General features: G+C 49.2%; 11 protein-coding genes, 1 pseudogene and 1 other annotated feature. Of the genes and pseudogenes, 5 read left to right on the forward strand and 7 right to left on the reverse strand.

The window, feature by feature from the left end; all coding sequences use genetic code 11:
• Positions 1-6 precede the first annotated feature (6 nt).
• On the forward strand, positions 7-1,095 hold the full coding sequence (gene araR / locus KY305_RS01510) for an arabinose utilization transcriptional regulator AraR (protein ID WP_223061046.1): 1,089 nt from the start codon (positions 7-9) through the stop codon (positions 1,093-1,095).
• Between the two features lie 34 nt (positions 1,096-1,129).
• On the opposite strand, the gene KY305_RS01515 is transcribed toward araR, so the two are convergent.
• Positions 1,130-2,137 carry an LLM class flavin-dependent oxidoreductase gene (locus KY305_RS01515; RefSeq protein WP_223061047.1) on the reverse strand — a complete coding sequence of 336 codons (1,008 nt, stop codon included), beginning with the start codon at positions 2,135-2,137 and terminating at the stop codon, positions 1,130-1,132.
• A gap of 91 nt (positions 2,138-2,228) precedes the next feature.
• Positions 2,229-3,122, reverse strand: a complete 894-nt coding sequence (locus tag KY305_RS01520; RefSeq protein WP_223061048.1) for a LysR family transcriptional regulator — start codon at positions 3,120-3,122, stop codon at positions 2,229-2,231.
• Between the two features lie 97 nt (positions 3,123-3,219).
• Here KY305_RS01520 and KY305_RS01525 point away from each other — a divergent pair, with 97 nt between their 5' ends.
• Positions 3,220-4,137, forward strand: coding sequence for a DMT family transporter (locus KY305_RS01525; RefSeq protein WP_223061049.1), 918 nt, complete (start codon positions 3,220-3,222; stop codon positions 4,135-4,137).
• Between the two features lie 32 nt (positions 4,138-4,169).
• Here KY305_RS01525 and KY305_RS01530 read toward each other — a convergent pair whose 3' ends face one another.
• Positions 4,170-5,513, reverse strand: coding sequence for an amino acid permease (locus KY305_RS01530; RefSeq protein WP_223061050.1), 1,344 nt, complete (start codon positions 5,511-5,513; stop codon positions 4,170-4,172).
• Between the two features lie 57 nt (positions 5,514-5,570).
• Positions 5,571-5,812, reverse strand: a binding site (T-box leader).
• 89 nt (positions 5,813-5,901) lie between these two features.
• Positions 5,902-6,936 (reverse strand): annotated as a pseudogene (locus tag KY305_RS01535) (glycosyl hydrolase family 18 protein).
• Positions 6,937-7,087: 151 nt separating this feature from the next.
• On the opposite strand from KY305_RS01535, the gene KY305_RS01540 reads away from it, so the two are divergent.
• The 3 genes from KY305_RS01540 to KY305_RS01550 all read left to right on the forward strand — a co-directional run bounded on the left by KY305_RS01540 (position 7,088) and on the right by KY305_RS01550 (position 11,027).
• The gene (locus tag KY305_RS01540; protein WP_223061051.1) at positions 7,088-7,945 is read left to right on the forward strand and encodes a MurR/RpiR family transcriptional regulator; all 858 of its coding nucleotides are present in this window, start codon (positions 7,088-7,090) and stop codon (positions 7,943-7,945) included.
• A 182-nt stretch (positions 7,946-8,127) separates the two neighbouring features.
• Complete coding sequence (gene gntK, locus KY305_RS01545; protein WP_223061052.1) at positions 8,128-9,672, forward strand: gluconokinase; 1,545 nt, start codon at positions 8,128-8,130, stop codon at positions 9,670-9,672.
• Positions 9,673-9,698: 26 nt separating this feature from the next.
• A complete protein-coding gene (locus tag KY305_RS01550; protein ID WP_223061053.1) occupies positions 9,699-11,027 on the forward strand; it encodes a GntP family permease in 1,329 nt (442 codons plus the stop codon).
• A 41-nt stretch (positions 11,028-11,068) separates the two neighbouring features.
• On the opposite strand, the gene KY305_RS01555 is transcribed toward KY305_RS01550, so the two are convergent.
• From KY305_RS01555 to KY305_RS01565, 3 genes are read right to left on the reverse strand one after another with little or no spacing between them, the layout of a single operon-like run.
• Entirely contained in the window at positions 11,069-11,791 is a 723-nt protein-coding gene (locus tag KY305_RS01555; RefSeq protein WP_223061054.1) for a LutC/YkgG family protein, read from the reverse strand.
• Positions 11,791-13,221, reverse strand: coding sequence for a LutB/LldF family L-lactate oxidation iron-sulfur protein (locus KY305_RS01560; RefSeq protein ID WP_223061055.1), 1,431 nt, complete (start codon positions 13,219-13,221; stop codon positions 11,791-11,793). The genes KY305_RS01555 and KY305_RS01560 overlap by 1 nt, the downstream gene beginning before the upstream one ends.
• Before the next feature lie 29 nt (positions 13,222-13,250).
• A complete protein-coding gene (locus tag KY305_RS01565; protein WP_223061056.1) occupies positions 13,251-13,967 on the reverse strand; it encodes a (Fe-S)-binding protein in 717 nt (238 codons plus the stop codon).
• Positions 13,968-14,036: the final 69 nt, after the last annotated feature.

The raw sequence follows: 14,036 nt of genomic DNA on the forward strand, positions 1-14,036 counted from the left end.
ATTCATATGCTACCGAAATATGCTCAAGTAAAAGAAGAAATATGTTCCTGGCTGAATCAAGGCAAAATACAGCCTGATCAAAAGCTGCCTACGGAAAATGAGCTGATGCAGCAGTTCGGCGTCAGCCGCCATACGATCAGAAAAGCGATCGGGGATTTGGTCTCGCAAGGGCTGCTTTACAGCGTTCAGGGCGGGGGAACCTTTGTCGCTTCACGCTCGGCAAAATCAGCCAGACATTCAAACAAAACAATCGGTGTCATTACAACGTACATATCAGACTATATTTTCCCGAGCATCATCAGGGGAATCGAATCTTATTTAAGCGAGCAGGGCTACTCGATGCTGCTGACCAGCACTAACAACAATACAGAAAGCGAAAGAAGAGGCCTCGAAAACCTGCTGTCCAAAAATATCGACGGACTGATTGTCGAGCCTACAAAAAGCGCCCTGCAAACGCCGAATATCGGCTACTATCTTAATCTTGAGAAAAACGGCATTCCGTTTGCCATGATTAACGCCTCTTATGCGGAACTGGCCGCACCGAGCTTTTCTGTCAATGATGTCAAAGGCGGCATGATGGCTTGCGAATACGTCATGTCCCTCGGCCACACGCACATTATGGGGATCTTTAAAGCGGATGACACGCAGGGCGTCAAACGGATGAACGGCTATCTTCAGGCGCATCGGGAGCGCGGGATTTTTCCATCTCCGGACATGATCGTGACTTACACGACTGAGGAAAAAGAAACCGTGCTTCTCCAAAAAATTAAGCATACCCTTGAGCAAAACAGCGGGTCATACCCGACTGCCATTCTTTGCTACAATGACGAAATTGCGCTGAAGACGATTAATCTTCTCAGGGAATTCGGGTTAAAGGTGCCTGATGACGTGTCAGTCATGGGGTATGACGATTCACATTTCGCCCAGATTTCCGAGGTTAAGCTCACTTCTGTCAAGCATCCGAAATCCGTTATGGGGAAAGCGGCGGCAAAATATGTCATCGACTGCTTAGAACATAAAAAACCGAAGCGGGATGACGTCGTGTATGAACCGGAACTCGTCATCCGGAATTCCGTCAAGCGGATCGGCGAATAAAAAAAGCAATGTGCGCGGCACATTGCTTTTTTGCTCAGCTGTTTTTTAATTCGGCGATGATTTCAAACGAACGCATTCTGTCAGCATGCTCAAAGCTTTCTGAATTCACCATGATTTCGTCTGCCTGCGTCGTCCGAATAAAGCTTTCCAGCTTTTCCTTTACTTTATCCGGCCCGCCGACGATCGTTGAACTGAGCTGATCATTGACCATCGCTTTTTCGTACGGCGACCAGATTTGATCCATATCTTCTACAGGCGGCTTGAGCTGGTTCGGCGTTCCGCGGACGAGGTCTAAAAATCTTTGATAATGTGATGTCGCCAAATAATTCGCTTTTTCATCCGTATCTGCCGCGATGACGGTGACACCGACCATCGCGTACGGTTTATCCAGCACATCTGACGGGCGGAAGGAGCTGCGGTACAGTTCTAATGCAGGCACCGTGTTTTTCGGCGAGAAGTGGGCCGCAAATGCAAACGGAAGCCCCAGCTCTCCGGCAAGACGGGCGCTGAATCCGCTTGAACCAAGCAGCCAAATCGGCACGTCAAGCCCTTCTCCGGGGATGGCGCGGACTTGATTGCGCACATTACCTGACGGCTTAAAGTAATTTCTCAGTTCCTCAAGCTGTTCAGGGAAATCCTCCCCGCTGTTAACATTTCGTCTTAACGCTCTTGCCGTTAATTGATCCGTTCCCGGCGCGCGCCCGAGCCCGAGATCAATCCGCCCCGGGTATAACGTTTCAAGGGTGCCGAATTGCTCGGCGATGACAAGTGACGAGTGGTTCGGCAGCATAATGCCGCCTGAGCCGACGCGGATTTTTTTCGTGCCGCCGGCGATATGCCCGATCAGCACGGACGTCGCCGAGCTTGCGACGCCTTCTATATTATGATGCTCCGCCAGCCAATAACGGTTATAGCCCCATTCTTCTGCACGGCGGGCCAGATCCATGCTGTTGCGGAACGATTCGGCAACTGTTCCTCCCTGCACGATCGGAGACAAATTTAAAACGGAAAACGCAGTATCTTTTAATGTATGTTCAGCCATCGTTTTCTCCTTTATGGTTTAGTGTGATATCCACACCTTACCACAGCTCTTGCCGTGAATTAAAGAAATTGATTCGATGAAATTCGAACAATCATTCAGCGGCGGTTTTCTCACGGATGAACAGCTCCTCGGCGATCTCAATAAAAAGCTTGGCGGCAAGGGATGCGTCTTTTATAGAAGGAACGGCCAGCTGCACCTCCCTGAACACGTCCGGCGTAAACTCTTTGATTACCACTTCATCCGGAAGCGGCGTGCCGGCCATCGACATTTCTGATAAAATCGCCAAACCTAAGCCTTCCCGGATCATATTAATGGATGTGCTGACATTAAAAACGGTAAAGGCGGCGCAAAGCTCGGCGCCGGCTTTTTTAAACAGTCCTGCAAACGGGGATGTGTAACCGCCGTCGCACACGATCATCGGTTCGCCGTCCAAATCCTTTATTGTCACGGATGAACGGGCGCACAGCGGATGATCTTTGTGCATAACCGCCGCCATTTTGTCCTTTTTCAGCAGCAGATAATCCATGTCTTCCGTCGGAAAAAGCAGGATACCGGCATCGATCACGCGGGAATGAAGCCACTCCTTCACGTCATCCGCCGTTCCTTCATGGAGCACCAGCTCAAGCTTCGGATACCTTTGCTTAAACACGCTGATGAGCTTGGGCATAAAATAAGCGGAAGCGGCCGGAAATGTGCCGATGTGAATCGTTCCCTGCTCAAGCCCCTTTTCTGCGGAAGCCAGCTGTTCGACTTTTTCGATGCCTTTGAGCACCTCCCTGATATGAACGAGGATTTTTTTCCCTGTATCTGTGAGCATTAAGCCGTTTCGGCGGTCGCGGATGATCAGCTTGACGCCGAGCTCGGATTCGAGCGCCGAGACCGCGTGGCTGACAGCAGGCTGCGTCATGTTCAGCGCCTGCCCCGCTCTTGTGAAGCTTCCCGTTTCTGCTATTTTGACAAAAACCCGTAATTGTGTGATCGTCATAATGTTTTACTTATGCTCCTTATAAAAAAGATTCATTTTATTTATCTTCCTGATTACCGTATCATATGATGGAATTGTTCTACAAGGAGTGATTGAAGTGAAACAGCCTACTAAAATACAGACGGCTTTTCTGCTCGCGTTTTTAGTCACCGTATGGGGGATTAACTGGCCGCTGTCAAAAGCGGCGCTCGCCTATTCCCCGCCCCTGCTGTTCGCCGGGATTCGGACGCTTATCGGCGGGCTGCTGCTGCTGATTGTCGCGCTGCCCCGTTTCAGCAAGCTGCGGTTTAAAGAAACGTGGCCGATCTATATTGTTTCTGCCATTTTAAATATTACATTATTTTACGGCTTGCAAACGATCGGCCTGAATTACCTGCCGGCAGGTTTATTTTCTGCTATCGTGTTCTTTCAGCCTGTCTTGATGGGCATTTTTTCTTGGCTGTGGCTCGGGGAATCGATGTTTGCGCTGAAAATCGCCGGGCTTGTGCTCGGATTTGCCGGGGTGGCCGTCATCAGCGCTGCCGGCTTCGGAGGGCATATTTCCTTTATAGGCATCCTCTTGGCACTCGGTTCAGCGGTCAGCTGGGCGCTCGGCACGGTATTTGTGAAAAAAACGGGAAGCCGCGTCGATTCCATCTGGATGGTCGCTCTTCAGCTCCTCATCGGCGGCGTGCTGCTTGTCAGCTCCGGGGAATTTACGGAAAGCTGGTCAGCGATTCAATGGACAGCTCCGTTTATCCTCAGCCTTCTTTTTATTTCGGTATTTGTCATCGCACTCGGCTGGCTTGTCTTTTTTACGCTTGTCGGTTCAGGGGAAGCGAGCAAGGTTGCCTCTTACACCTTCCTCATTCCGCTGATCTCTATTGTTGTAAGCTCGATTTTTTTACATGAGCCGCTGACTTTCAGCCTTCTGGCCGGGCTTCTCTTGATCGTCACAAGTATTTGCTTTGTCAATATGACACCTAAGAAGCTGAAAACACCGGCTCTGGCTGCTGAAGAAAAGGTCGTCCAATAAAAAACTCTTGCCACATGGCAAGAGTTTTTTGCTTATTGATGATGTCTCCCTTTCACCGCATACGCAGCCGTAATGAGCAGATAGATGGCTGCCGTGATACATGTGATGATGATTGATGTCGTGAAAATGACGCCGACAAGAATGGCCAGTAATGCAATCACCGCAAACCATGTCGTGTACGGGAACCATTTTACATAATACGCCGGCTGCTCCGTTACATGTTTTCTTGATTTCAAATGGGCGAATCCGATGATCAGCCAAATGAACAGTACGGTATAGCCGAGGGAACCCATTAAATAATTAAAGGTTTGGCTGCCCGCAAATAAGGAAATCAGAACGCCTACATATAAAAACGATGTACATGTTAAGATCGCGTAAACGGGAACCTTTTTCTTTGAGAGCTTTGAAAAGATCTTCGGCACCCGGCCGTCCGTCGCCTGCGTAAATAATACGCGGGAGGAGCCGTACAGCCCTGAGTTCATGGATGAAATGATCGCCAGCAGAATGACGGCGTTCATGATATGGTCAGCCCCCGGAATCCCGATCATTTTAAACACCATGACAAACGGGCTTTCCGAAGCGCTGTTCACTTGATTCCATGGGATCAGGCTGACGATAATGAAAAACGGCAGCAAATAAAAAGCAACGATTCGCGTCAATGTGCCTCGCACTGCCTTCGGAATGACCTGTTCGGGATTTTTCGTCTCCGCCAGCGTGACGCCGATGATTTCCGTACCGCCATATGAATAGATGACGACAAGCATCGCCGTAATGACGCCGCCCGCTCCATGCGGGAAAAATCCGCCGTGACTCGTTAAGTGCGCCAGGCCCGTTGCTGTGTGATTGCCGAATGAAAAAAATAACAGCAGGATACCGAATAAGATAAACAAGACAATCACTGTAATTTTAATGAGCGCGAGCCAGTATTCTGTCTCAGCAAACAATTTCACAGAAAGCATATTTACGACTGTTACCACCACGGAAATGACCAAAGCAAGCACCCAAATCGGGCAATCCGGCAGCCAATATTGGATAAAAATCGCGGCAACTACCGCCTCCGCGGCAATATTCAGCACCCACATTTTCCAGTAAATCCAGTCTAAAAAGTACGCCGCGTACGGGCCGAGAGACTGCTGAACCAAGTCCCGGAACGTTCTTGCATTCCGGTTTCGCACGGCCATTTCGGCCAGACCCTGCATAATAAACAGCAAAATGATTCCTCCGAGCAGATACGCCAATAAAACGGCCGGCCCAGCTTCATCAATCGCCGTGCTGCTGCCTTTAAAAAGCCCCGCTCCAATTGCTCCTCCCAGCGCCATCATCATAATGTGCCTGGACGACATCGTCCGTTTTAACGTTTGTTTTTCCTTATCCATCTATCACACGCCCTCTTCTTTTTTCATCACATAAAAAAGGCACGCCGTCTCTTCGTTAAAAGAGACGGCGTGCCTTAGGCCAACCGCGGTACCACTCTTGTTGATTCCGAAAGATCCGGAACCCAGCTTATGAACCTGGTAACGAAGGTCAGCCGTTAGGACATAGGGAATATTCTGATAATTCCGTTCCATCCTGCCACTTCCGGGCGAGTTCAAAGAACAATCAGTCCGCGTTGCACCACCCCGCGGCTCTCTGTTTCTGACTGGATTCCTTTACTGCTCCCGTTCACAGTGTTTTATGTTTGAATCTGCTGATTTTTTATTTTCTGAATATAGTAACATAATATACAGTCTTCTATTTTCAAAGTCAATACACAATTTTTGATTCTTATTTTGTTCCCGCGCGAATGGCTTTCCAAAAGGATTCTGACTCATGACCCAGCGCGTAAACGGAGACTCCGCCGATATGATACGTTTTTGTAAAATGTGCCTTCGCCTGGATGGTTTTTTCATTTTCAAACCACACGGCATGCTTATGGTTCTTACTGTCTTTATAGGTGAAGGTCATAGATCCGGTTTTTTGATCGTAAACCGGCTTGGCTTTCTTTTGTTTTATAAGAGATTTGACAGCATTCCACTGCATGAGCCGGCTTTTTGCCAGATCCGCCGTATCCCAATCGTTTCCGTATGCCGGGATTCCCATTACGACTTTTGACGGCTTGACGTTTTTCACTGCAAATTGCAGCGAGCTTTTAATCCACTTTGTACTTGCGACTGACCCCGGTTCGCTCCATATACCGTGTTCGTCATACGTCATGATCTGGACGACATCCGCGGCTTTTCCGATTTTCGCATAATCATACGGCCAGCTCCAGCTGTCCTTTTGATCATCGGCGCTTTTAGCGGGAACGGATACCATTGTTTTGATGTTCTTTTTATGCAAAGCAGCTGAAATATCCTTGATAAGGCTTGCATAACGGGTGCGATCGCTTGGATTGACGGCTTCAAAATCAATGTTGATCCCGTAAAATCCGTGTTTTTCAGCAAGCTTCACAAGCCCGTTCAGAAACGTTTTCCGGGCTGTTTTGTCCGTCATGATCCGTCTGGCTAAGGCACCGTCAAAATCTTGAACTCTATCATTATAATTGGAAAAAACGGCTCACGTTTTGATCTTTTTCTTTTTTGCAAAGGATAATTGCTTTTCAGGCGCTTTTCCGAGAATTATGCCTTTTTTATTAAAGGCAAACGTATCGAAGGCGGCACCGCTGAGATAGCTGTGATACGCGGTAAGCGATTGATACGAAGCCGCGTCCCCCGCGGTATAACCGAGTGTCATTGCTCCCGCCTTTGCTTTTGTGTTTGAGTAAAAAAACAGGGCAAGCGCAAGCCCCAATGAAACTGCTAGAATCAATGCTTTTTTCATCCGGATTCCTCCTTACCCTCTTTCATCGGCGGTCTTCCCCTTTTCTTCAATACCTTGCATAAAGAAGCCATTTGAAAAATCTATTTTCCTTATAACGGAACTTGCTATATCATAAAAGTATGCGTTTACATTCGAGTAGGGAGGTTTTAGCATGACCCCTGTCCATACAAGCAGCATCGGGAAAATCCAAGCAGCCAGCAAAGGCTTGTCTCCAAAATTGAGAGCAATTGCAGACCATATCGTGAAGGAACCGAAAGATGTGATTCACCTGTCCATCATTCAGCTGGCAGAAAAAACAAAAAGCTCTGAAGCGACGATCTTCAGGCTGTGCAAGCGGCTCGGTTTTTCCGGCTATCAGGATTTAAAAATCGCGCTTGCCCAGGAAATCGTTCAAGAGCCGGTGCAGCATCTGCATGAAGATATGAGTCCGGATGATGATATTGAGGTGATCATTCAGAAGGTTTTCCGAACGAATATTTCCGGCCTCACGGATACCTTTCATTTATTAGATCCCGCTGACGTAGAAAAAGCGGTAGAGCTGATTCACCAGGCCGACAGAATCGAGTTTTACGGAAATGGCGGCTCAGGACTGATCGCTACTGATGCCTATCATAAGTTTATGCGTACGGGCTTAAATTGCATTGCCCATACCGATTCCCATTTTCAGGCGATGTCAGCGGGGCTTCTCGGTCCCGGCAGCGTGGTCATCGGTATTTCCCATTCAGGCAGCAACAAGGATGTGCTCGATGCCGTAAAAACGGCCAAATCGCTCGGCGCCGGCACGATCGGCATTACCAGCTACCAAAAATCGCCGCTCACCCAGATTTCTGACGTGGTGTTATATACATCAACAAGGGAGACGGCCTTCAGGACGGAAGCGATGTCCGCAAGGCTCGCCCAGCTGACGGTCATCGATACGTTATATTTCGCGACGGCACGCCTGAGGCAGGAAAAAACGCTTTCCAACCTGCAGAAAATCAGAAAAATGATCGCGCACAAACGTTTGTAACCGTTTTCTCAAGTTTATTTTTTAAAAGCCAAAATGCCGATACAGCGGGATGTAAGGCCATTTTGTGAAAAAATTTTTCTTCCTTATCGTTGATTTATAAAAAAATTATTCCTATAATTGACTTTGTAAGGGCATACATTATGAATCTATCATATTATTCATTAGATTAGGCGGGATATTATATGAAAGAAACCCAAGCTGTTATCGGTCTGGATATCGGTACAACCAGCACGAAAGCCGTTCTGTTTGGACCAAAAGGCAAGGTGTTATCCAAGCATTCGGTTCATTATGATTTAATACAGCCAAAGCCGGCATGGGCCGAGCAGGACCCTGAGCACATCTTAGAAGCAGTCATCGCAAGCATCAGGGGCGCCGTCACAAAATCCGGATGCAGCCCTGACAATCTGCTTGCGATCGGTATCAGCACCGCCATGCACTCTTTGATTGCTGTCGATCAAAACGGCGGCTTGCTGACAAAAAGCATCATTTGGGCTGACAACCGCAGTACGGAGCAATCGAAACGAATTCTGAAAGATATGAACGGGTTTGATATTTATAAAAGAACCGGCACGCCGATTCACCCGATGTCCCCCCTATCCAAGATTGTATGGATGAAGGAGCAGGACCCGGAAACGTTTGCGAAAGCCGCCAAATTCATCAGTATTAAAGAATATATTCTGCACCAATTTTTCGGGGCGTATGTCGTGGATTATTCCATCGCTTCAGCAACGGGTTTATTCCGCTTAGACACGCTTTCCTGGGATGAAGAAGCACTGCGGATTGCCGGCATCCGTAAAGACCAGCTGTCGGACATCGTGCCGACCACTCATCAGCTGAGCGGGCTTGCGCCAGAGATCGCGGCGCGGATGGGCATTCATGTAAAAACACCGTTTATCGTCGGCGCAAATGACGGAGTGCTTGCCAACTTAGGCGTAGGAGCGATCGGTAAAGGCGAGGTTGCCGTTACGATCGGCACAAGCGGAGCGGTGCGTTCTGTGACGGATACCCCGGTGACAGATGAAAAATCGCGGACGTTCTGCTATGCGCTGACGGACAAGCATTGGGTCATCGGCGGTCCGACGAATAACGGGGGCATTATGCTGCGCTGGCTTCGTGATGAATTCGCTTCCTCTGAAGTCGAAACGGCGAAGCGGCTGGGCGTTGACCCGTACGATTTAATGATTGACATCGCGAACAAAGTGCCTGCGGGCTCTGAAGGATTGTTATTTCTCCCGTTTCTATCAGGGGAACGCGCGCCGTTTTGGAATCCGAATGCCCGTGGAACGTTTTTCGGCATCAGCCTGCGCCATAAACGGGAGCATTTTATCAGAGCGGTGCTGGAAGGTGTCATCATGAGCGTCTTTTCCATCGGTGTCGCCTTGAGAGATTTGGCAGGCCCTGCAAAAGACGTGCGGGCTTCGGGAGGATTCGCGAGATCGCCGCTGTGGAGGCAGATTTTGGCCGATACAATGGGGCGGGAAGTTCTCGTACCTGAAAGTTATGAAGCATCGGCACTCGGAGCTGCGGTTCTCGCTTTACACAGCCTCGGCGAAATGGAACGGATTGAGGATGTGCAGGACTGGATCAGAATTTCTCATCGCCATGAACCGGATGTTAAAAACAGCGAAACATATATTGAACTGTTTTACTTATACGAGCGGCTGTATGACAAGCTCAAGGATGAATTTGACGTCATCAGTGAATTTCAGCTCAAACAAAACCGTTAATTCTTCTTTGAAAGGGTGAAAAGGCCATGTTACTGTTTATTGTCATTGCCGCTATTATCGTTTTACTCTTATTGATTACGGTCGCTAAGTTAAATCCGTTTATCAGTTTGCTCATCACATCCATTCTTGTCGGTTTCGCAACCGGAATGAATATGCAGGATATTATCACATCCATGAAAACCGGGCTCGGCAATACGCTTTCTCTTCTTGCGATTGTGCTTGCCCTCGGTACGATGCTTGGAAAAATGATGGCTGAATCAGGCGGGGCGGAGCAGATCGCCCATACCCTGATCGGCCGCTTCGGCAAAAAGAACGTCCATTGGGCAATGATGGCCGTCGCTTTCATCGTCGGGATTCCTGTCTTTTTCCAGGTCGGCTTTGTATTGCTCGTGCCGCTGTTGTTTACGATTGCCATTGAAACCGGCGTTTCTTTAGTGACGATCGGGATTCCGCTGCTTGCGGGGCTTTCCGTCGTTCACGGATTGGTTCCTCCCCACCCTGCAGCGATGGCGGCAGTCGGCATTTATCACGCAAATGTCGGAAAGACGATTTTGTATTCATTAATCGTCGGCATTCCGACGGCCATTATCGCGGGGCCGCTTTACGGCAAATGGATTGGTAAGCGCATTCATAAACCCGTTCCTGAACTTTTGAAAAAACAATTTATCGAACGGAATGAAAATCGCAAGCTTCCGGGATTCGCAAATACATTGTTTACGATACTGGTACCGGTTATCCTGATGCTTCTGGCGACGCTCGCAGACATTGTGCTGCCGGAAAAAAGCACACTCTATCAAGCTTTTAAATTTATCGGTGACCCTATTACGGCACTTTTGGTCGCAACGGTTTACTCCTTTTTCAGCCTCGGATTTTATCAAGGCTTTAACAGAGACACCATTTTAAAATTCAGCAATGACTGCTTGGGACCGATTGCTTCCATTCTGCTAGTGATCGGAGCCGGCGGCGCCTTTAACAATGTGCTGATCGATTCAGGCGTCGGCACTTATATTGCGGATATGGCGAAGCACTCTAGCTTCTCCCCCGTGCTTTTAAGCTGGACGATTGCTGCGGTCATTCGCATCGCCACAGGCTCAGCGACTGTATCCATGATGACGGCGGCCGGCATTGTTGCGCCGATCGCTTCTGTGATGCCCGGCGTCAGCAGTGAATTGCTCGTTTTAGCTACAGGAGCGGGTTCTCTGATTCTGTCTCATGTCAATGATTCCGGTTTCTGGCTCATTAAAGAGTATTTCGGAATGACGGTAAAAGAGACATTCCTGACGTGGACGGCGATGGAGACGATTATTTCTGTCAGCGCCATCTGTTTTATCATGATCATCAACGCATTTATTTAAAGTAAGAAACCCCGGTCTTCATAAGCCGGGGTATTTTGATTCTATCGGTCGGTCACGAGAATATAGGCTGCTTTTACAGGACCGTGGACGCCGACGACCAAATCCATTTCGATGTCGGCTGAGTTGCTCGGACCTGTAATGTAGTTAATGCAGGAAGGAACGGTGACGCCGTCTGCGATATTTTGTTTGATGATATCACTCGCCTGCGTCATTCTCGGGACAAGGACAGATTTCGGGATAATCGCGATATACGTTGTCGGAAGCAGACTGACGGAACGCCCGGCATTTTCTGAAGCGTACAAAACGACAGTAGCTGATTCCGCAAGCGCGATCTCGCTGAATGTAATGCCCACATTCGCTTGTTCCGCCTTTTGTATATTTTTCTCTCCTTGTTCTGCATCCCATTCCCAAACAGGAATCCCTTCAGCGGGCCAGTCTTCTGTAAGCAGCCCTTGTAAACCGTAAGCTTCAAACCGCCTGTCTTTCGGTATGATGACAGGGCCTCCTTCAAAGCGGCTTACCTGCCTGCGTAAAGCGTCATAAAGACCGGCGGCATCCGTTTCGATCAGCTCGGTATGGATGTTAACGCAGTGGTCTTTCAGCATCGCGACAAGATCATCGGCCGTGCAGCCTTCATGTGTTTTATATTGAGGCTGATAGTTCCACTCAGGGACGGATACGCCTTCTGTTCGGCGCTCCCTGCCAAGGCTTTCGGCGATTCGGTTTAAAAATGATTCTTGCTGTTTAATGGTTCCCTTCGCCATCACTTATCCCCCTTTTTGTGTTCCCGATCTGCAAACCAGTCTCTGAATCTTGACTTATGCGGCGCCGGAAAATCCCGGATTGACGTCCAGCTTTTTAACGGTCCCGGCCCTTTAGAAATTTTGTCATCTTCCGTAAACGGCGTCATGGCGGCCGGCGCCCATTTCGATCCCATTTTATAAAGGGACGGCGACGACGAACCGAGTCCGAACGCTTTCATTGCCAATTTTTCGCTGATCGGGGCTTTGCCTTCTTTTTCGACGATGTTTTGCCGATGCTTGAGCAGCAGCTCGTGCAGCGGAATTTTTACCGGACACGCTTCTGTGCAAGCCGCGCACAAGGTCGATGCGTACGGAAGCTCCTTAAAATCGTCATATCCGCCGAGAAGCGGTGATAAGACGGCGCCGATCGGGCCGGAATAGATTGAACCGTACGAATGGCCGCCGACGTGCCGATAAACGGGGCAGACATTGATACAGGCGGCACAGCGGATACATTGCAGAACGGATTGGAATTCCGTTCCGAGAATTCGGGAGCGGCCGTTATCCACGATCACAAGATGAAATTCCTCCGGACCGTCAGCTTCTCCCTCTTGCCGAGGCCCCGTCAGCGCCGTGATATAACTTGTCAGCCGCTGACCGACCGCGCTTCTCGTCAGCATACTGACGAGCACTTCAAATTCAGAAAATGACGGAACGATCCGCTCCATTCCCATCACAGTAATCTGCGTTTTTGGCAAGGCGGACACAAGACGGCCGTTTCCTTCATTTGTGACGAGGCTGACCGAGCCTGTATCGGCGATCGCAAAGTTGCAGCCGGTAATGCCGATATCCGCTTCGAGAAATTTTTTCCGCAGGACACCGCGCGCGTGCATGACAAGCTCCTCCGGTTTTTCCGTCTGTTCGTAGCCGAGCCTGTCTTTAAACACGTCCCGGATTTGCTCTTTGTTTTTGTGAAGGGCCGGCGCGACGATGTGTGACGGCGGGTCATGGTCGTCAATCTGGAGGATATATTCGCCCAGATCCGTTTCGACCACTTCACAGCCTTCCTTTTCAAGCACTTCGTTTAAATTGATTTCCTCAGTCACCATGGATTTTGATTTGACGACTTTTTTACCGTTTTTCGTTTGAATCACATCGCGAATATACGAGGATGCTTCTTCCGCCGTTTCAGCGAAGAAAACGTGTCCGCCTCTTTCAGCGACGTTTTTGGCCAGCTGTTCCAAATAGAAATCAAGATTATTCAGCACATGCTGCCTGATTTCTTCCGCATGTGAACGCCATTCCTCCCAGTTTCCCAATTCTTCGGCCGCTTGGAGCCTCCTTGTCCGCAGCCGTTCCTGCGCCCCGGAAACGGCTCCTCTCATAAACTCATTATCTATTCCCTCTGACACCCGCTCTTTAAAAGCGGCTGTACCGATTTTCATCGCCATGATTTTACCCCCTCTGTTGTTTCTGCCTATTATCTGCTGTTCAGCACTTCGGCGATGTGCATCACTCTGACATGTTTATCTTTCCGGCCGAGCCTTCCTCCGATATTCATCAAACAGCCGCAATCCGCTCCGATCAGCACCTCGGCTTCCGTGTCTTCCACACAGGCAACCTTTTCATCTACCATCTGTTCGGAGATTTGCGCCATTTTCACCGAAAACGTACCGCCGAAGCCGCAGCATTGATGCTTCCCGGGAAGCGGCGTAAACTCAAGCCCCTTTACATGGCTTAAGAGCTTCATCGGCTCCTCTGACACGCCGAGCAGCCTTGTCATGTGGCACGATGTATGTAATGTCGCTTTTTTATGCAGCTCCGCCCCGACATCCTCAACCCCGAGGACGTTGACGATAAAGTCTGTTAACTCATACGTTTTGTCCGCAAGCCGCTGCGCTTTTTCAGCCCACTTCGGATCGTCCTGAAACAGCTGCGGATATTCACGGAACATCGTCGTGCAGGAACCCGACGGGCTGACAACGTACTCTGCCCCCTCAAACGCGGCAATCATCCGCTTCATCGCTTTTTTCGCATCGGTCACATACCCGCTGTTATATGCAGGCTGCCCGCAGCAAATCTGCCCCTCGGGAAAATCAACTTCACACCCGAGCCGCTCCAGCACCTCAACCGTCGCCTTCCCGACATCGGTCTGGAACATATCCACAAGGCACGTGACAAATAATGAGACTTTCATGATGAACCCCTCTTTCATCTTCAATATTGATCAGGTCATCTGACGACCTGTTTTTAGGAAAACCTCTTT

Origin of the sequence: Bacillus sp. YC2, assembly GCF_019891195.1 — a bacterium.
Taxonomy (GTDB): Bacteria; Bacillota; Bacilli; order Bacillales; family Bacillaceae; genus Bacillus.

What these genes read in the sequence shown, in the direction of transcription:
- araR (WP_223061046.1), top strand. Translation starts at nt 7, where the DNA reads ATGCTACCGAAATATGCTCAAGTAAAAGAAGAAATATGTTCCTGGCTG.
- KY305_RS01530 (WP_223061050.1), bottom strand. Translation starts at nt 5,513, where the DNA reads ATGGATAAGGAAAAACAAACGTTAAAACGGACGATGTCGTCCAGGCAC.
- KY305_RS01565 (WP_223061056.1), bottom strand. Translation starts at nt 13,967, where the DNA reads ATGAAAGTCTCATTATTTGTCACGTGCCTTGTGGATATGTTCCAGACC.
- KY305_RS01515 (WP_223061047.1), bottom strand. Translation starts at nt 2,137, where the DNA reads ATGGCTGAACATACATTAAAAGATACTGCGTTTTCCGTTTTAAATTTG.
- KY305_RS01555 (WP_223061054.1), bottom strand. Translation starts at nt 11,791, where the DNA reads ATGGCGAAGGGAACCATTAAACAGCAAGAATCATTTTTAAACCGAATC.
- KY305_RS01540 (WP_223061051.1), top strand. Translation starts at nt 7,088, where the DNA reads ATGACCCCTGTCCATACAAGCAGCATCGGGAAAATCCAAGCAGCCAGC.
- KY305_RS01520 (WP_223061048.1), bottom strand. Translation starts at nt 3,122, where the DNA reads ATGACGATCACACAATTACGGGTTTTTGTCAAAATAGCAGAAACGGGA.
- gntK (WP_223061052.1), top strand. Translation starts at nt 8,128, where the DNA reads ATGAAAGAAACCCAAGCTGTTATCGGTCTGGATATCGGTACAACCAGC.
- KY305_RS01550 (WP_223061053.1), top strand. Translation starts at nt 9,699, where the DNA reads ATGTTACTGTTTATTGTCATTGCCGCTATTATCGTTTTACTCTTATTG.
- KY305_RS01560 (WP_223061055.1), bottom strand. Translation starts at nt 13,221, where the DNA reads ATGGCGATGAAAATCGGTACAGCCGCTTTTAAAGAGCGGGTGTCAGAG.